The 19,570-nt window shown below is 46.4% G+C and carries 14 protein-coding genes and 1 pseudogene; 5 read left to right on the top strand and 10 right to left on the bottom strand.

Features of this window, described 5'->3' with window-relative positions:
- The first annotated feature begins 25 nt into the window (after positions 1-25).
- From BN93_RS08700 to pflA, 3 genes are all read left to right on the top strand, one after another.
- The gene (locus BN93_RS08700; RefSeq protein ID WP_019187958.1) at positions 26-2,176 is read left to right on the top strand and encodes an alpha-amylase family glycosyl hydrolase; all 2,151 of its coding nucleotides are present in this window, start codon (positions 26-28) and stop codon (positions 2,174-2,176) included.
- A gap of 469 nt (positions 2,177-2,645) precedes the next feature.
- On the top strand, positions 2,646-4,895 hold the full coding sequence (gene pflB, locus BN93_RS08695; protein ID WP_019187957.1) for a formate C-acetyltransferase: 2,250 nt from the start codon (positions 2,646-2,648) through the stop codon (positions 4,893-4,895).
- A gap of 200 nt (positions 4,896-5,095) precedes the next feature.
- A complete protein-coding gene (gene pflA / locus BN93_RS08690; RefSeq protein WP_084768756.1) occupies positions 5,096-5,839 on the top strand; it encodes a pyruvate formate-lyase-activating protein in 744 nt (247 codons plus the stop codon).
- 147 nt (positions 5,840-5,986) lie between these two features.
- Here pflA and BN93_RS08685 read toward each other — a convergent pair whose 3' ends face one another.
- Positions 5,987-6,379, bottom strand: coding sequence for a hypothetical protein (locus tag BN93_RS08685; protein ID WP_019187955.1), 393 nt, complete (start codon positions 6,377-6,379; stop codon positions 5,987-5,989).
- Between the two features lie 117 nt (positions 6,380-6,496).
- On the opposite strand from BN93_RS08685, the gene lepA reads away from it, so the two are divergent.
- Positions 6,497-8,278: a translation elongation factor 4 gene (gene lepA, locus BN93_RS08680; protein WP_019187954.1), complete on the top strand. Its 1,782-nt coding sequence runs from the start codon at positions 6,497-6,499 to the stop codon at positions 8,276-8,278.
- 32 nt (positions 8,279-8,310) lie between these two features.
- The gene (locus BN93_RS08675; RefSeq protein ID WP_019187953.1) at positions 8,311-8,916 is read left to right on the top strand and encodes a Crp/Fnr family transcriptional regulator; all 606 of its coding nucleotides are present in this window, start codon (positions 8,311-8,313) and stop codon (positions 8,914-8,916) included.
- 1,132 nt (positions 8,917-10,048) lie between these two features.
- Here BN93_RS08675 and BN93_RS08670 read toward each other — a convergent pair.
- From BN93_RS08670 to BN93_RS17565, 9 genes and pseudogenes are all read right to left on the bottom strand, one after another.
- Positions 10,049-10,960, bottom strand: a complete 912-nt coding sequence (locus tag BN93_RS08670; protein ID WP_019187952.1) for a sugar phosphate nucleotidyltransferase — start codon at positions 10,958-10,960, stop codon at positions 10,049-10,051.
- Between the two features lie 176 nt (positions 10,961-11,136).
- Positions 11,137-11,802 (bottom strand): phosphatase PAP2 family protein, encoded by a 666-nt coding sequence (locus BN93_RS08665; RefSeq protein WP_019187951.1) that lies wholly within the window; start codon positions 11,800-11,802, stop codon positions 11,137-11,139.
- 9 nt (positions 11,803-11,811) lie between these two features.
- A pseudogene (locus BN93_RS08660) lies at positions 11,812-13,613 on the bottom strand (LTA synthase family protein).
- Positions 13,614-13,972: 359 nt separating this feature from the next.
- Complete coding sequence (locus BN93_RS08655) at positions 13,973-14,539, bottom strand: anthranilate synthase component II (protein ID WP_044260294.1); 567 nt, start codon at positions 14,537-14,539, stop codon at positions 13,973-13,975.
- Positions 14,540-14,578: 39 nt separating this feature from the next.
- Positions 14,579-15,298, bottom strand: a complete 720-nt coding sequence (locus tag BN93_RS08650; RefSeq protein WP_019187948.1) for a phosphoribosylanthranilate isomerase — start codon at positions 15,296-15,298, stop codon at positions 14,579-14,581.
- 35 nt (positions 15,299-15,333) lie between these two features.
- Positions 15,334-15,834 carry a dihydrofolate reductase gene (locus BN93_RS08645; protein ID WP_019187947.1) on the bottom strand — a complete coding sequence of 167 codons (501 nt, stop codon included), beginning with the start codon at positions 15,832-15,834 and terminating at the stop codon, positions 15,334-15,336.
- 20 nt (positions 15,835-15,854) lie between these two features.
- Positions 15,855-16,649, bottom strand: a complete 795-nt coding sequence (locus BN93_RS08640) for a thymidylate synthase (RefSeq protein ID WP_019187946.1) — start codon at positions 16,647-16,649, stop codon at positions 15,855-15,857.
- Entirely contained in the window at positions 16,646-18,049 is a 1,404-nt protein-coding gene (locus BN93_RS08635; protein WP_019187945.1) for a methyltransferase RsmF C-terminal domain-like protein, read from the bottom strand. The genes BN93_RS08640 and BN93_RS08635 overlap by 4 nt, the downstream gene beginning before the upstream one ends.
- A gap of 69 nt (positions 18,050-18,118) precedes the next feature.
- Positions 18,119-18,268, bottom strand: coding sequence for a hypothetical protein (locus BN93_RS17565; RefSeq protein ID WP_157462778.1), 150 nt, complete (start codon positions 18,266-18,268; stop codon positions 18,119-18,121).
- Positions 18,269-19,570: the final 1,302 nt, after the last annotated feature.

The raw sequence follows: 19,570 nt of genomic DNA, 5'->3' as shown, positions 1-19,570 counted from the left end.
CCACCTTTGGAATAAACACACCATCGTGAACAACAAGATTATCATATATCAGGTGTTTCCACGGCTTTTCGGCAATCGCAACCTCACTAACAAAAGGTGGGGAACGATTGCCGAAAATGGCTGTGGGAAGATGAACGACTTCGACGAACAAGCCCTGCAACGCATCCGCAAGTTGGGCATTAGCCACATTTGGTTTACGGGAATTATCCGTCACGCATCGCAAACAGACTATTCTGAGTACGGCATTCCCACGCAACACAGTGTTATAGTGAAGGGTAAGGCCGGCTCGCCTTACGCCATTACCGACTACTACGACGTCTCGCCCGACTTGGCCGTAGACGTTGAACATCGGTTAGAAGAGTTCAAGGCATTGGTGCAAAGGGTGCACAAGTGCGGCATGAAGGTAATCGTTGATTTTGTACCCAACCATGTTGCACGAGAATATAAGTCGGTTTGCAGGCCGAATGGCGTGGCCGACTTAGGTGAAAACGACGATACCAGCCTGCATTTTTCCACTAACAATAACTTTTATTATTGTTGGGGAAAGCCGTTCGGACCCTCCATTTCGCTTACCGATAGCGCAGGAAACACCTATCATGAACAGCCTGCAAAGGCCACAGGCAACGATCGTTTCGACAATCACCCTGGCATTAACGACTGGTACGAAACCATTAAGCTGAACTATGGTGTAGACTATTGCAATGCTGCTGGGCGTAGCGAGCATTTTGTTCCTGTGCCCAACACTTGGAAAAAGATGGTAGACATTCTTTTGTTTTGGGCAGATGCGGGCGTGGATGGTTTCCGTTGCGACATGGTTGAAATGGTTCCAACAGCCTTTTGGCAATACGCCACGGGCATATTAAAGGAAAATTATCCGCAAACTATCGTCATTGGCGAAGTTTACGACCCCTACCAATACCGCGCTTATGTGCAGTCGGGCTTTGATTACCTTTATGATAAGGTGGGTATGTACGATTGTATGAAGAGCATTGTGCGCCAAGAAAGCCATGCGGCAGCCATCACTTATCAGTGGCAATCGCTCGACGATATTGGTAAGCACATGCTTTACTTCCTTGAAAACCACGACGAACAGCGCATTGCAAGTCCCTTTTTCTGCGGCGATGCCCAGCGGGCGATACCTGCCCTTATCGTGTCGGCCTTGATGCAACGCAACCCCATGCTGATATATGCAGGCCAAGAGTTTGGCGAACCAGGCATGGACAACGAAGGGTTTAGCGGTATAGATGGGCGCACAACCATCTTCGACTATTGGACGGTTGGCTCTCTTTATCGTGGTTACTTCGACCGCGAAAAGCTTTCTGCACAAGAAAACGAGATTTATGCCCAGTATCAGCACATCCTTCGCATTGCGCGTGGTGAGTCGGCTATTGGTAAAGGTCTTTTCTTCGACCTGATGTACGTTAATCCGCAGTCAGACCATTTCAATCCAGCACGGCATTTTGCCTTCCTAAGAAAATGGCAAGACGAATTGCTTTTGGTGGTGGTTAACTTCTCTGGCGAAAGCAATAGCGTGCAAGTAAATATCCCTGGGCACGCGTTTGATTATCTGCAACTGCCCGAAGGACACTTTGGCGCGATAGATTTGCTCACTGGCGAAACAACCATTGAGAACCTCGGCCGCGATGGAAACATCTCAATGACACTCGCTCCATTTAACGGAAGAATTTTTAAGTTTAACACTAAGATGAAAGACGACGAACTATTGCTGTGCACGCACAATAAGGACGAGTTCCCACCTGCGCATACGGCCGAACATCTACTTAACCAAGTGATGATTAGAATGTTCGATTGCGGACGTTCAACCAATGCGCACGTAGAGCGGAAGAAGAGCAAGATAAGCTATACGCTTGATAGAAAACCTACGCGACAAGACGAAAAGGAGATAGAACGGCGCATGAACGAGCTGATAGAAGAGGACCTCCCGGTTACCTACGAACTTGTAGATAGGTACGACTTACCCGAAGGTATCGACCTGTCGCGCGTGCCCGACGACTATTCAAACATGGTGCGTATTGTTAGAATAGGCGATTTCGATGCTTGTCCCTGCATAGGCAAGCACGTGCGTTCTACGGGGCAGATTGGCAAATTCGTGCTATTGGGTACCAATTGGGACGAAACGACACGTACTTTCCGCGTTCGTTTCAAGTTGGTGTAGGCCACATCCGTCGGCAGCGGCTTAGGGCTGTGCTTATACCATATTAGGTTGGTTGTCAAACGAAACCCAATTGTTAGTTTGGTTTCGTTTGGCTACCAGCCTATCTCCTTTTTGCTATTTTAACCGTTTGTTCCTTCCTGTCGTATCGTCAATTACGTTCATTTCGCTGCCTATCTCTTTTTTTGCTCTTACGTTATATGTGCTTACTTTTGTCCATCAGTTTATGATGTTTTCGCATAAAGCGTTCGGGTAAATGTTCTTTTTGGTGTTATTTTGTTCTTTACTTATTGGCTGATAGGGAGATAGGCACGCACTCTTTGTTTTGTAATTAATGCAAAATACCCATAAATTAGTATTGTTTGGTACTGTTTTTCGATGTAACTTTGCATCCGAAATCAGCTATTGAGCAGATATTCAGCTATGTTTTTGTGCGTTACGGCACATTATGTCAAACAAACATTGAACAAAAATGAGACAAGAATGGAGAGGCTTCACAGGCAAGAAATGGCTTGATGAAGTCAACATGCGTGAATTCATACAGAACAACTACACCGCTTACGATGGCGACGAGAGTTTTCTGGCCGAACCAACTGACGCCACCAATAAGCTTTGGGATATGCTCCAAGCCCTTCAAAAAGAAGAACGCGCCAAGGGAGGCGTCTTGGATATGGAGACCGAAGTGGTGTCTGGGATGACGGCTTACGGCCCAGGCTACATCGGCGAGAACACTAAAAGCCTCGAAAAGGTTGTAGGCATACAAACCGACAAGCCCCTCAAGCGTGCCTTTATGCCTTATGGCGGCATCCACATGGCCGAGCAGGCTTGCACCACTTATGGCTATAAACCATCTGAAAAACTGCACGAGATATTCACGAAGTACTGTAAAACACACAACGACGGCGTTTTTGATGCTTATACAGACGAGATGAAACTCGTTCGCCACAATCACATTCTTACGGGTTTACCCGACACTTATGGTCGTGGGCGTATCGTTGGCGACTATCGTCGTGTTGCGCTTTATGGTGTAGACTTCCTTATCGACGAGAAGGAGAAAGACAAACGCAACTGTGGTTGCGGCGTTATGACCGAGGATATCATACGTTTGCGCGAAGAGATTTCAATGCAAATTAAGGCATTGAAAGAATTGAAAGAAATGGCCGAGATTTACGGTTACGACATTTCTAAACCTGCCAACAACGCTCGCGAGGCCGTGCAATGGCTTTACTTTGGCTATCTTGGTGCCATTAAAACGCAAAATGGTGCGGCAATGTCTGTTGGACGCATCTCCACTTTCCTCGATATATATATCCAAAGAGACTTTAACGAAGGCACACTCACCGAGGCCGAGGCGCAAGAACTAATCGATCACCTTGTGATGAAGTTCCGTATGGTGAAGTTTGCCCGTATTCCTGCTTACAATCAGCTTTTCTCTGGCGACCCCGTTTGGGCAACGCTCGAAGTGGCTGGTATGGGACAAGACGGCCGTTCGATGGTTACGAAGAGCGATTTCCGTTTCCTTCATACCCTCGAAAACATGGGACCATCGCCCGAACCCAACCTCACGGTGCTCTATTGTTCGCGCTTACCCGAAGGCTTTAAGCGTTATGCATCGAGAATTTCGGTGAAAACAAGCTCCATTCAATACGAGAACGACGACGTTATGCGGCCTATTTGGGGCGACGATTATTCCATCTGTTGTTGCGTTTCGGCCACACAGACGGGTAAGGAGATGCAGTTCTTTGGCGCTCGTGCCAACTTGGCCAAGTGTCTAACCTACGCTATCAGCGGCGGTGTCGACTCTAAAACCCGCGAACAATGCGGTCCTGTGCTCCGTCCGATACTTGGCGACGTGGTAACTTACGAAGAATTCATGCCCCGATTTATGGATATGATGGAATGGTTGGTTGGCGTTTATGTCAACACACTTAACCTTATCCACTACATGCACGATAAATACTTCTACGAGGCAGCAGAATTGGCATTGATAGATACAGATGTTCGCCGCACATTCGCAACAGGTATTGCAGGCTTTAGTCATGTGGTCGACTCCATTTGCGCCATCAAATACGCCAAGGTTAACATCGTTCGCGATGACACAGGCTTCCCTGTTAAGTTCGAAACGGTGGGCGATTTCCCACGCTATGGTAACGACGACGACCGTGCCGACGACATCGCCGTGTGGCTGTTGAAGACGTTCATGAATATGATTCGTAAGCACCAAACCTATCGCAACTCAGAACCCACCACTAGTATCCTTACCATTACTTCGAACGTTGTTTATGGTAAGTTCACCAGCAACATGCCCGACGGCCGCCCCGAGGGTGCTCCTTTGGCACCAGGTGCTAATCCTTCGTATGGCGCAGAGAAGAACGGATTGCTGGCATCGCTTAATTCGGTGGCCAAACTTCCGTACGAATATGCACTCGATGGTATCTCTAATACGCAGACTATCGCCCCCAGCACACTCGGTCACAATGAAGAGGAGCGCGTAAATACGCTTGTTGGCGTGATGGACGGCTACTTCGACCAAGGCGCACACCATCTTAATGTGAACGTGTTTGGCGTTGAGAAACTCATCGATTGCATGGAACATCCTGAGAAAGAAGAGTATGCCAACTTCACCATCCGTGTAAGTGGATATGCCGTTAAGTTCATCGACTTGACCAAAGAGCAGCAACTCGACGTTATTGCACGTCAGGCTCACAGCAAACTGGCATAAAAAGACTTGGCATTACAGCCATATATATAAGTCCCTCCGCGCTGTTTCGTGGAGGGACTTTCTTCTAACGCCGTTCACCATTTTATCACATCAGCACTTAGCGAACAACAATAAAGAGGGCTATATAATGCCCGGCAGAATAAATAATGGATAACAATAACACGTTTCTTCCTGTCAACACGAACGCAAGCAGCGAGGCCATGCCACGTAAAGCTTACGTCCATTCCATCGAATCGTTTGGTTCGGTAGATGGGCCAGGCATTCGTTTCATCATCTTTTTAAGTGGATGCAAGATGCGTTGCCGTTATTGTCACAATCCCGACACGTGGGCAATGAAATCTACCGACATGCGTTCGGCCGACGAACTTTTGCAGCAGGCGTTACGCTTTCGCCCCTATTGGGGTAAGGAAGGCGGCATAACGGTGAGCGGGGGAGAGGCTCTGCTGCAAATAGACTTTATGCTCGAACTCTTCGAAAAGGCAAAAGCACTAGGCATAAACACTTGTCTTGACACGGCTGCACAGCCTTTTACACGCCAAGAACCCTTTTTCTCTAAGTTTACTAAGCTGATGAGCCTCACCGATCTGGTGCTGCTCGACCTCAAACACATAGATAACCAAGAGCATAAAAAGCTAACAGGGTGGGACAACACCAACGTGTTGGATTGCGCCAGCTACCTTTCGCAAATCCAAACACCCGTGTGGATACGCCACGTGCTTGTTCCTAGCATCACCGACAACGACGATTATCTATATGGTCTGCGCGACTTTATCAAGACCTTGCACAACGTAAAGCGCATAGAGGTGTTGCCTTATCATTCGATGGGAGCCTACAAATGGCAGAAATTGGGTCTGAACTATACGCTCGACCACATTGACAGCCCAACAAGCGAACGCGTGGAGAATGCCGAAAAGATATTGCTTTCGGCCTTGAATAATGATTAACCAGCTGTGTTTCACCCTTGTTTCATGGATAAAAATAAGACAAAACACCATCAAAGATATTTTATTGTATTGCAAAGATACCCACACCTTGCACAGCAGGTAAGCAATTGGGCCAACAAGATAAGTGCTTGTTGGCCCAACTGTTAGTTAATACCTTTTCTTGGTATACTTCGTTTCAAACAGCACCTTTTGTGGCTCTTTATCCGAATGGCAGGTGTAGGCAAAGGTAAAACCTGCCTCTTTATATGGTTTCAAACTCGTTGATTCGATAATAGATTTAAGCAGCATGTCGTCTATATACTGCCTGTTCTTGTCGATGATGGCGGCATCGTCCATCTTGTCTACAAACGAACAATAATAGTGATAGGTCTTTGTTTCGGGGTAAAACACCACGCTGTCTGTGCGCGTATAGTTGGTTACGGGCGTGGGACAATACTTAGCCGTGTACTCTTTAGCCTCTCTTTCTGCCCGTTTTTCTAAGCTTTCGTGGCATGCGGTAAGCATCGCCGCACCCAATAATAAGATGTATATCTTTCTCATCGTTTCTTTATTTTAGTACAAAGGTAGCTATTATTTGCCAAAATTATAGGCGTAAGCAATAAAATCCCAATTAAAATACTTAACTTTGCCGTTAAAAATAAATCTTCTTTTCCAAGAATGAACCATATAAGAAACTTCTGCATCATCGCACACATTGACCACGGAAAGTCTACTTTGGCCGACCGTATGCTGGAATTTACCAAAACTATTCAAGTTACAGGCGGGCAAATGCTCGACGATATGGACTTGGAAAAAGAGCGCGGCATAACCATTAAGAGCCACGCCATACAGATGGGATACCAGCACGAGGGACAAAACTATGTGCTTAACCTCATCGACACCCCGGGACACGTGGATTTTTCTTATGAGGTTTCACGCAGTATCGCCGCCTGCGAAGGGGCGTTGCTCGTTGTAGACGCAACACAAGGCGTACAAGCGCAAACCATCTCGAACCTCTATATGGCCATCGAACACAATTTGGAGATTATTCCCATCATCAACAAGGTGGACATGCCCAGCGCCATGCCAGAAGAAGTTGAAGACGAGATTGTTGAACTGCTGGGTTGCGATAAGGCCGACATCATACGCGCATCGGGTAAGACGGGCGAGGGCGTTGAAGACATCCTTCAAGCCGTTGTGCAAAGGGTGCCACATCCCACAGGCGACGATAATGCTCCTTTGCAGGCGCTTATCTTCGACTCGGTGTTTAATTCCTTCCGTGGAATTATAGCCTACTTCAAGGTGTTGAATGGCGTTATACGCAAAGGCGACAACGTGAAGTTTTTCAATACAGGCATGGAGTATGCGGCCGATGAAGTGGGCGTGCTTAAAATGGATATGGTGCCCAAGCAAGAGTTGCATACCGGTGAGGTGGGCTACATCATCAGCGGAATAAAAGATGCCAAGGAAGTGAAGGTGGGAGATACCATTACCCATCGCGACAAAGCATGCCAACAGGCCATAGAAGGCTTTCAAGAAGTAAAGCCAATGGTGTTTGCAGGTGTCTATCCCATTGAGCCTTCCGAATACGAAAACCTGCGTGCATCGCTCGAAAAACTGCAACTGAACGATGCCTCGCTGACGTTCTCGCCTGAATCGTCGGTGGCTTTGGGCTTTGGTTTTAGGTGCGGTTTCTTGGGATTGCTGCACATGGAGATTATACAAGAGCGACTAGACCGCGAGTTTAACATGGATGTCATCACCACGGTGCCCAACGTTTCGTACATGGTGTACGATAAGATGGGCAACGAACGCGAGGTGCATAACCCTTCGGGATTGCCCGACCCAACGATGATAGACCATATAGAAGAACCCTACATCAGGGCGTCTATCATTACCAACGTTAACTATATTGGGCCGATAATGAAACTTTGCATGGATAAGCGAGGCGAACTTATCAACCAAGAATATGTTAGCGGCAATCGCGTTGAACTGCATTTCATGCTGCCTTTGGGCGAAATCGTTATCGACTTCTACGATAAGTTGAAGTCTATTTCCAAGGGTTACGCCTCGTTCGACTACCATGTCGATTGTTTTAGGCCTTCGCGATTGGTGAAACTCGACATCTTGTTGAACGGCGAGGCCGTTGATGCCTTGTCTACGCTTACCCACTTCGACAATGCCACGACCTTTGGTCGTCGAATGTGCGAAAAGCTGAAAGAACTTATACCCAGACAGCAATTCGACATCGCCATACAGGCCGCCATCGGTGCGAAGATTGTAGCACGCGAAACGGTGAAGTGCCTAAGAAAAGACGTAACGGCCAAATGTTATGGAGGCGACGTTAGTAGAAAGCGTAAGCTACTTGAGAAACAGAAGAAAGGAAAGAAACGTATGAAGCAGATTGGAAACGTGGAAGTTCCGCAAAAGGCTTTCTTGGCCGTGCTGAAACTCGACTAAACCGCTGCAAGAGAGAAGAAAGGAGTGGAGACATGAAAGAACTCAACAACACAACACGCGACATTGCTCGCGAGTTGGCGCGAAAGTATAGCACCATGACTCACGACGAACTCGACATCTTAGAGAGCGTCTTGGTGCCGATGAAGTTTGCCAAGGGGGAAATCATTCTCAAAGAGGGCGACGTTTGCGAACATATATATTATGTGGAGCGCGGCCTTACTCGCCAATTCTACTTTAAGAATGGTAAGGAACTTACCGAGCATATCGGGGTGGAACATACTATCGTGATGTGTATCGAAAGCCTTTTTAAGGAGAAACCCACTTACTTACAACTGGAAGCGCTCGAACCTACGCTCGTCTATGCCATGCCTAAGCATAGGTTGGAAGAGGTGGCGTTGCACAACGTAAACATTCAGATATTGTACAGAAAGATTTTGGAGGAGAGTCTCATTATCTCGCAAGTGCATGCCGACATGTTGCGTTTTGAAACGGCTCAAGACCGTTATCTGAAACTTTGTAAGCAGTCGCCACAAGTAGTTTTGCGTGCCCCATTGGTGTATGTGGCCAGCTATTTGCAGATGACCCCCGAAACCCTTTCGCGTGTTAGGGCAGCATCGTTGTATGCAGATAAGGATTAAGCCATCATCCTACTAGCCGCCTTTATGCCTTTTGCACATCAGCGTTAGGCCTTATTTCTTATGTCCTTTATGTTTTTGGATAGCATCAAGATGATGCAGACGTCCCCCGAATTTGTACAAATTTTAGTACAAATTTTAACATTGTGAGTGCCCTTTCCGTTCACCAATCGCCTACCTTGCCGCAAATAATCGATTCTCGCGAAGGTTTGTTTTGATGCAAAATGGGGGTAGCTTGTGCATAAGGCAAAATGAATATTTATTTCAAAGAACCGCCATCTGCACCAGATTTTGGGCTATTTGCTGCAAAATGTAGTGCGTTTTGCTGCTAAATGGCGTGCAATATGCAGCTAAACGCAGTGCGTTTTGGTGCTAAATGCAGCGCGTTTTGGTGCTAAATGCAATGCGTTTTGGTGCCAAATGCAAGGTAAAATACTGCTAAATGCGAGCCGAAAAGCATAAATATCCATTGAAATGGTATAAACAAAACTCTTTCGAGCCATTAAAAATATGACTAAAATGGGCAAAATAGGTGTTAAAAAGTAGGTTTTTAGGGGTCAAAAGCGAGTATTTGGGCTTGAAAAATTACGAGCTGGCAACCAAACTAGAAAGGCAAAATGATGCTAAATGCAACCGACATGCTCAATAATTGACTAATAAGGAAACGGATTTGGCGGAATTTAGCATCTAATTGTCTGGTTAGAGGGCTCTGTTTTCGCTAGAATAGAATGTGTAGGAGAGTGTGTTTTGTAAAGTATTATGTAAGATTTTAAGTTTTTGAGTATCTCAGTTCATGAGGTTTTAAGTTCGTTAGTTCGTAAGTTTGTTAGTTCGTAAGTTTTTAAGTTGATGTGTTGTTAGAGTTGTAAGTTTGTTAGTTCATGTCTTTTAAGTTGGTGAGTACTTAGGATTGTGAGTTTGTTGCTTGATGATTTTTTAAGTTGGTGTGTTGTGATTTTTTAAGTTCGTGAGGCAGTTCTTTTTTGAGATTGCAATCCTGCTATACACGGAATATTGTGGCTATAAATGTTTTCGTACTCGCTAAGCCCCATGCAAAAAAGTAGTGGTAGCCTATTATGCGCATAGCTGAGCACGCAATAGACTACCACTTGTCTTTTATCTTTTTGAACCTGCCTTAGAACAGTTTGGCAGGATATACGCCTTCGTTAATGAGCGATTGTATGCGTTCAACCGTTCCTTCGCGGTCGGCCGAATAGGTAACGCCAAACCATTTGCTGGTGGTGTCAAGCACTTTCACGGTGGCCGTCTTGTCGTTAACAAGCTTGTTGACCATCAATGGAATGAAGAACTCGGCTTTCAGGTTGGTTCGGTTCTTCTCATCAGACAAGAATTCCTTAAAATAAGCCTCGCTATAATCGAAGTAGTCGGGAGTAAATCCCCACATATTCATTGATACGGGCGTATTGTCTGCAATGGCTACCCATTGTCCTTGCTCGTCCTTATAGCACACCTTACCGTCTACGCGCATAATCTCGGTACGCTCAACCACAGTGGTAAGCAGTTCGTTTTCGTCTGTCGAGCAAACGCCGCGAGCCACTGTTCCGTTCTCGCTAAGCGTGTTTCCAACGCGGAAACCCACCATAGCGTAAGCGTTCTTCGCATTGTCGGGTAGTTCGCTAAGGAACTTGCCAATCACCATGAACGAGTCGCGGTTGTAAAAGTCGTCGCAGTTGATAACGCAGAACGGCTCTTTGATAACGTCTTTGGCCATCATTACGGCGTGGTTTGTACCCCAGGGTTTCTCTCTTCCTTCGGGAACGGCGAACCCTTCGGGCAGTGCGTCTAAGCTTTGGAATACCAATTCGGCAGGGATATGACCCTCGTACTTAGACAGTATCTTCTCTTTGAAGTCTTTCTCAAAGTCTTTGCGAATAACAAAGACAATCTTTCCGAACCCCGCCTTGATGGCATCGTAGATGGAATAGTCCATGATGGTTTCACCATTAGGGCCAAGACCATCGAGTTGTTTCAACCCACCATAGCGGCTTCCCATGCCTGCGGCGAGTAGTAAAAGTGTTGGTTTCATTGTTTACCTGTTATGTTATTGTATCTGCAAATGTACTTAAAAAGATTGACAACGCAAACAAAGGCTCACTTGTTTTGGCTTTATTGGTTGTACTTTGTGGGGTAAAGTATGCGCTATTGGTTGTTTTGCCCATGTGATAAGGGGCTAATATGCGGTCGTTGACGGTTGTCTGCGTGTTATGCCACACAGGTTTGTACGGCCGAAACGATGGCTAAAAGCACGAAGGTTAATGCCCCCACGATGGAGATAAGCTGGGTGTGTTTGGCCGTTTTAACTTCGGTAAGCGTGTAGTAGCGGTTTACAAGGGCATAAAGCGCAAAGGCAACGATGGTGCCCCATATGGCTCCTGCAAGTAGGTCGCCAGGATAATGAACGCCTAAGTAGGCTCTGCTATAACACAGGGCAATTGCCCAGAGGAAAAAGAACGCAGATAAAATCTTGTTGCGGAAGAGTAGGGTGGCCGTAGTGGCGAGCATAAACGAGTTGGATGCGTGGCAAGAGGGAAATCCGTAATCGCCACCACGATAGTTGTCTACAATGTGAACGAGGTGACTAATGCCACTTCCCAATTGGGTTGGGCGGGGGCGATTAAAGATTGGGCGGATGACTTCGGCGCAAACAAAGTCGGAAAAGAAAAGCGCAATACCGATGGTTGCCAGTATTGCAACAAGCTTGGGCTTAAAGCCAAGGCGCATGGCTAGCACAATAAAGATGCCCACGTACATGGGAACCCACACCCATTTTCCTGAGACGAGGTTCATAAACTGGTCGAAGAAAGGCGAGTGGAAACTGTTAATCCATAGCAGCAAGGCTGCATCTAAGTCGTTGAGCGTCTTTATCATCTAATGTTGTTAGCGGTTGGAAATGTCGTCGTAAAGCTTCTGCAAGTAGGCTTTGCCGTAGGGCAGGTTCTTTCCTGGCGTCTTTCCGTTGTCCAAAATGGTTTTATTTGTTTCGCAATTGTAGAACACGGTGTTGTCGGTTGTCTTCATCATGAACGCGTTGGGTACGGTTGCGAAGGCAAAATGGGGTACGTTGGGGTTGAGCATGTCTTTGCTGAACGTAAATTCGCTGTACGAAAAGCCTAGCTGCGACAGCAAGGTTGCTGCAATGTCGGCTTGCGAACCAAGCGTGGTGATGGGGCCTTTGGCTTTAAGTGCGCCGCCAAGCAAAAGCAATGGGATGTGATAACGTTGTGGCGAATAGTTATCCATGTCTTCGGGGTAGCATCCTTGATGGTCGGGAACAAGCACAACGAGCGTGTTTTTCCACGACGGCAACTTCTTTAAGGCGGCTACGAACTTGCCTAGGCAGTTGTCTGTATAGGCAAATGCATTCAGTATCTTGTTGTTCAGTTTCTTAAAGGGCACGTCATACGGTTCGTGGCTGCTGCTTGTTTGTATCACGCTGAGGTGTGTTGCGTTGGGTGCTTGGCTCTTGATGTCGGCCAATGCGCGGTCGAATACGTATTGGTCGGGCACTCCCCATTTGCTAAGCCGCAGCTTAATGGGGAAGTCGGCATCCGAAACGAGGTCTTCAAAGCCCGCTGTTGTTACAAACGAACGCATGTTGGTGAAGTCGGCATCGCCGCCATAATAGTATTTTAGCTGGTATCCCGCCTTCTTTAACTTTTGTGGAAACATGGGCATGTTGCCTGTTTTGTTGGGATACTTCATGATGCTCATCGTGGGTTGGGCAGGATAACCGGCTAAGATGGCTGCCAATCCGCGGTCGGTTCTGAAACTGTTGGCGTAGAAGTTGGTGAACAGTACGCCTTCGTTAGCCCATTTGTCCATGTTCACGGCCACGTTAGCCGTTCCTCCCATGCTTTTCATGATGTGTGCCGAAAAGCTTTCTAGCACCACCATCACAATGTTGGGCCTGTTGGTGTTGAGTAACTTAAAAACCGCATCTGTTCCCCCTTGCTTTGTCTTATCGGTGATTTGCGAAAACAACTTGTTGGCTTCGTCGGCAGCCATAAAGCGGTATTGGTCTTTGGTGTCTTCGTCGTTCATCAACGAACTGAGCAGGCTGAAACAGGGATTGATGGCGGCGTGATTTAGCTTTTGGTTCTCGCTGTAATATACACGTCCAAGATTCATCGTGGATGTTCCCAGACTTCCGCGTATGGGAACGAACAGCAAGGCAAGCACAACAACCATTACGCCCGATGCGATAAGCCTATCTTTGGCGATGCCTTTGCTTTCGGGGAACGTGCCTATGGTCTTGCATAGAATGAAGAACAACACGGCAGTGAGCAGCAACACCACCACAACGCCCAACAGTACCCACCAGATGGGCACTGATGCAGCGCATCTTTGGGCGAACTGAGAAAGTAGAAAAACGGTGTGGAGTCTATCCTGAACTGCCAAAAGCCGTATAGCACGGCATCTGTGCAATAAACGATACTGATTAAAAACGAGGCAAGGGCCAAATACGTTCTGTGCAGAATGCGAATAAGGGCAGGGTGCAACCAAATGGAGATAAGGGCAAGCAGAGCTGGAATGATTGTGAAATAGCCAGCCACAGATACGTCCATTGGAAGGCCATGCCAAATTACTGCAAGATAATCTGTAAAGTTACAATCCTTAAAGGCACTGTGGTTGTAAAACATGAATACAGGTTTAAGGATTACCGAGATAGCGGTAAACATGACCATGTTTAGAATTACATTTCCAACAAGGTGCCATTTGTAGTGTCGTTGTTTTCTCGTCATAAGTTCTGGCAAGCTTAAGGTTCCGATACCATCTGCTCCATTTTAAAGGCTGTTTTAGTGTTTGGTTGTCATGATAATGGGGCTCGTGGTATTCATAAAGTCCTTTTTTCTCTTACAAAGGTATGATTTTATTTTATAAAACACCTAATTTTTAAGTACTAAATATACATTTTCTTATAAAATAAGGTTTGTACTTGCAGTGCTAATTGGTACACAATAGCTTTATCTTATGCGCGTAATTCGTTGTTATGTAAATGGTTATTATTTGTAATTAACTTGTTGTTCGATGTTTTTGCCTAACCTTTATGCAACCAATTATTCATTATTGTTTTGCCATTGGGTGTTAAAATACTCTCAGGATGAAACTGTATGCCATGCAGTCTAAGTTGTTTATGTCGGATGCCCATCACTTCTCCTGCGGAACTTATGGCGGTTATTTCCAGCGGGCTGCTCACGCTTTCGCGTTCCACCACCCAGCTATGGTATCTGCCCATCAGTACTTCTGTGGGCAATCCCTCAAAGATAGGGTCGTTACCAAGGTTCAAACCTCGGGTTGACTGTCCGTGGCAAACCTCCGAAAGGTGAGTTAGCTTACAACCATAGGCTTGCGCTATGGCTTGATGGCCTAGACATACGCCCAAAATGGGTTTGGTTTCGGCATAAGTTCTTATCACATCCATTGTCTTTCCAGCCTCCGGAGGAAGTCCTGGTCCTGGACTAAGCACAATCTTATCGTAGTGTTCGAGGGCGGCAAGCTCAAAGTCGTCGTTCTTCAATACCGTTACGTTTGCTCCTAGGCTTGCAATGAGGTGCACTAGATTAAACGTGAACGAGTCGTAGTTGTCGATAATTGCAACATTCATGGTTGTACTTATGGGTTGTTGCGTTTGTTGTGCACACATTTACTTAATGGCTTTAACCGCTTCAACATACTTCTGCAATTGTTCCATGTCTTTCTTGCCTGGTTCCAATTCGAATTGCGTATCAAGGTTTATCCCTGCGAACTGTGGATGAGTGATACTCTTAATTAATAAGGTGTCGAAAGGGGCGTTGGGCTTGCTTATTAAGAAAGGTGTAGAGCCGTGGTAAGCCGAAAGCAGCTGGTTCAGTGGCGAATTGTCGTCGCTAGTGGCTTGTAATTCGGTTTCTTTCGCCGTGATATGAAACAGCAACAAGTCTGCTTTTCCCTCGTATTCTGTGGCCTTAGCAAGGTCGGCTTGTGTGTCGACGGCTATTCTTTTGATGATTTTAATGCCCTTCCTAATGTCTGGGTCGATGCTACGACGCAGGTTTTCGAGTGTAACGGCAGGTTCATCGCCGTTAAGTTGCACATAGTCGAGTTCGTAGTTATAAACGCGCGTAACGATGTTTTGCGGCATATCATCGGCAAAAACACCCACACGGCCGATTTTTACGGGCGGCTGTTGGTGAGGCGTATTGGGCTTTTTGAGGGCGCGAAGTCGCTCTTCGCTGAAATCGGGAATGATGCCAGCTTGCGATGAAATCATTCTTACATATCTCGGACTTTTGGGAATGAAGTCGAAACCAAGAAGGTTAATGCCTAATTGCGCGGCTGCTTTGATGTCGTCGGCATGTTGCATGCCACATAACTTTATAATCATACGTTTGTGTATCGGTGTAATTTTAGGTGTTATATTTAGCCACGAGAGGGCGTAGTTGTGCGTTCGTAGTCGGCGAAACAATAGTTAAAGGCATGCTTTTCGTCCTTTTCGTGGCATTCGCGTGCCGTTTCTTTCCATCCGTCATAGTTGGGAAAAAAGGCGTCGGCCACATTGGGCGTGTCGTCAACCTCGGTTAAAAGCAGCTTGTCGGCAATGTTAATGGCCTCGTTGTAAAGCATTGCGCCACCTATTATATATACGTCTTCGTCGGGTGCACAACTTTGTAACGCATCGGATAGCGAAGAGAAGTGCTCGCAACCCGCAAAAACAGACTGTGTGCTACTCAACACCACATTGCGCCTATTGGGCAATGCGCCCTTGGGAAGTGACAGAAAGGTGTTTCGCCCCATGATGATGGTGTGCCCAGTGGTAAGTGCCTTAAAGCGTTTTAGGTCGTTGGGCAACCAATATATAAGTTTGTTTTGATGGCCTATGGCTCTGTTTCGGGCCACGGCTGCGATGATGTTTATCTGCATGTCCTTATTATGTTAGGGGGCTACACCGACACTTCGGCCTTGATGTGCGGCAAGGGGTCGTAGCCTTCGAGGGTAAAGTCGTCGTATTTAAAGTCGAAAATGCTGGTCACATTGGGGTTAATCACCATCCTCGGCAATGTACGCGGAGTGCGTTTCAGCTGCTCTTTGGCCTGTTCCAAGTGGTTTAGGTAAAGATGCGTGTCGCCTGTGGTGTGGATAAAGTCGCCTGGTTTCAGCCCGCTAACTTGTGCCATCATCATCGTTAGCAGAGCATACGAGGCAATATTAAAGGGCACGCCGAGGAAAGTATCGGCCGAACGTTGGTACAATTGCAAGCTTAGCTTGCCATTGGCCACATAAAATTGGAACAGGCAATGGCAGGGTGGGAGTGCCATTTGGTCTACTTCGGCCACGTTCCACGCACTGACAATCATCCGTCGAGAGTCGGGATTGTTCTTCAAGGCGTTCACAATGTCTTGTATCTGGTCGATATGTCCGCCGTTATAGTCGGGCCACGACCGCCACTGATGGCCATAAACAGGACCCAGTTCCCCGTTCTCGTCGGCCCACTCGTTCCAAATCCTCACGCCATTTTCTTGCAGATACTTTACGTTAGTGTCTCCTTTAAGAAACCACAACAACTCGTGGATGATGGATTTGAGGTGTAGTTTCTTCGTGGTTAGCAACGGAAAACCCTCTTCGAGGTTAAAGCGCATCTGGTGTCCAAAAACGCTTAGCGTTCCTGTTCCGGTGCGGTCTTCCTTGCGTGTGCCTTCGTTCACGATGCGTTGAAGCAAGTCTAGATATTGTTTCATTTTAACTTTATAATCTGTTGTGGTTGTGGAATGTGCGTGCTTTTTATGCGCCACTCTTGCGGATAGAGGTTGTTGGCACGGTTACCGATGTTCTTTACAAAGCCCAGTGGCATGCCTTGATGGGTAACTAACACGTATCCACGGGGTGTATCTGCATGTAAAGTGATGGTCTCGCGGCGCAAAAAGGCGATAGCCGAGGCGTAATCCAACTCGCATTTGCAAAATGCGCTGCTGTTAAGAGCAATGGAGTGGGCGAGCGCAGGGTGTGGAACTAGGTCTTTTCCCTTTGGTGTAGCCAGCGCAACTCCTGCATGAACAATGCGCAATGTTGCACTAGCCTTGTCTAACAGACTTGTCCATTGACAGGGTATGGCGTGGATGTTGCCGTTTATTTGGCGTGTGTCGAACGCCAAATCTGCGTTTAACCACTGTGGCATTTCGGGCAAGCTTACCTTTGTTGTCATGCTTTTTGAGGAACGCTTTTTCCGCTCATCGTGTACCATACCATGCTCGTACCTCTTCCTAAGCACACATAAGAAGAGCCCTTCGCCCTTAGATATGCCTGGAATAAACCTGCATGCAGGAATGTCCGAACCGATGCTCCCCGTGATGTTCCATGCAGAAGGGATGGGCGGCAGGTCGAAATCAGCATCAAATTCTTGTGCAATCCACTCCACATTGCGTTCGTTTTCCTTGTCGTTGAAGGTGCAAGTAGAGTATATAAGCAGTCCGCCAGGTTTTAGACAAGGCCAGATATCGGCAATTATCTCGCGCTGCAATCGCCAACAGTGTTCCACATTTGTTTCGCTCCACTCGGCAATTGCCCCTGCATCTTTTCTGAACATACCCTCGCCAGAGCAGGGCACATCGGCTAGGATGGCATCAAATTGCAAGCCGCTTTTGCGGTAGTCGGCTGCGAAATTGCTGCTCACCACCATGTCGGGATGGCCAAACTTCTGCACGTTTTCTGCCAAGATGCTCGCCCTTTGCGTTATGGGTTCGTTGCAAAACAGCAGACTTCCTTGTGGAAGAACACTTCTCAAAGCCGTAGATTTACCACCTGGAGCCGCACAAAGGTCGAGCATCGTGATGGGCGAGTGTACCAATTGTTTCACTATCCACGCCACAAACATCGACGATGCCTCTTGTACATAATAGGTGCCTGCGTGAAAAAGCGGGTCGAACGTAAAGTTTGGACGTCCCGAAAGGTAATAACCATAGTCAGTCCATGCCACGCCTTCGTCCGCGTTACACACCTCGGTTTCGCCGTTTTTCGTCTTAAACGGGTTCAATCTGAGGCTCACAGGAGGCTCTCCTTCTAGTGCGGCAAGCAACTTTTCGTACAGTTCGTTGCCCATAAGCGCCCTTGTATAAGCGGTAAATTCTTGTGGTAGGACCATGTCTTTTTCGTCTTTTGCAGATACAAATATAGTAAAAAGTGTGTGAACCCATTGCACGGACAAACGATTTTAGCACGATTTTAGCACGAAATAATGTTTTTCGTGCTTTATGTGCCGCTCAAATATGTCCTTATCCGCTGTCTCATCGCATTGTGATAGGTTCTTTACGTCGGCTGGTTCGCGCACGTTTCGGGGGTATTTAGGTATGTTTACTTTCATTCAACCATAAAGTTAACGAGTTGATGAGGTAGGAAGTAACCTGGTTAACAAAGTTACCGAGTTGGAAAACTACAAGCCAGAAAACTGACTGTCGATGGCAGATTACTTCTGCGTTTCCATGATGCTGCCTCCGTTGGCCGTGGGCTGCATGCCCTGCAACCCCTTGCGCTGGCGATTGTAAGCGTACGTACATTAGGTGTCGATGCACGCGCGCGTGTACGCAGTATAAGTATTTTTGTCTGGTTTTTGGTAAGAAATTTAACATTATGAGTGCCATTTTCGTTCACCAATCGCCCACCTTGCTGCAAAAAATCGATTCTCGTGAAGGTTGGTTTTGATGCAAAAAGGGTTAGTATGTGTATGCAGGCAAAATGAATATTTATTTCAAAGAACCGTCATTTACACCATTTTCGGGGCTATTTGCTGCAAAATAGGGTGCGTTTTGGTGCAAAATAGAGTGCGTTTTGGTGCAAAATGGAGTGCGTTTCGGTGCTAAATGCAAGGTAAAATGGTGCAAAACGCCGTGCAAAATGGTGCAAAACGCAAGCTAAAATGCTGCTAAATGTGTAATAGTGTGCATAAAAATACACTGCAATGGTACGGACAAAACCTCTTCGAACCATCAAAAACATGGTGCAAAAGGGCAAAATGACCGTTAAAAAGTGGGGTTTTAGGGTCTAAAAGTGGGTATTTGGGCATGAAAAATTATGAGTCAACGACCAATCTAGAAAGACTAAATGGTGCAAAATGCAGGTCTTTTTCTTAAAAACGAACATATTGGAAGGCCTGAAAAACAAGAAAGAGTACCAATTTAACTACTTTATAGCCTATATTTTCGCTAGAACGGAGTGAAAATTTAAGAGGTTTTGTAAAACAAAAAGGAAATAATTTAAGTTTTTGAGTTGATGAGCTTTTGAGTTGATGACTTTGTAAGTTGATGAGTGTGTGAGTTTATAAGTTGATGAGTGTGTGAGTTTATAAGTTTTTGAGTTGATGAGTTTTTGAGTTTGTCATTTGATGAGTTGCTGTATTTGGAAGTTGTTGGGCTTTCGCGAGTTTATAAGCCCGTGAATTGATTTGTTCTGCACTTTGTATCTGGGAGGAGTGTTTATCTTATGTTGGCATCACAAAGATAGCAAACTCCTTTCGATTTACAGAAATATTAAAAGTCAAGACGGCTTTGCTCTGTGTAATGCGCCGATAGGCGGAAGATAGTCTGCCTAAAAAACAGATGAGATATTGGCTGTTTGTTTCTTTAAGCGATGCACAATGTTGTATGCACCATCTGTTGGCGCACAAAAA

This window comes from Prevotella conceptionensis 9403948 (genome assembly GCF_000312305.1).
Classification (GTDB): domain Bacteria; phylum Bacteroidota; class Bacteroidia; order Bacteroidales; family Bacteroidaceae; genus Prevotella; species Prevotella conceptionensis.
This window is presented reverse-complemented; position numbering and strand designations above follow the sequence as displayed.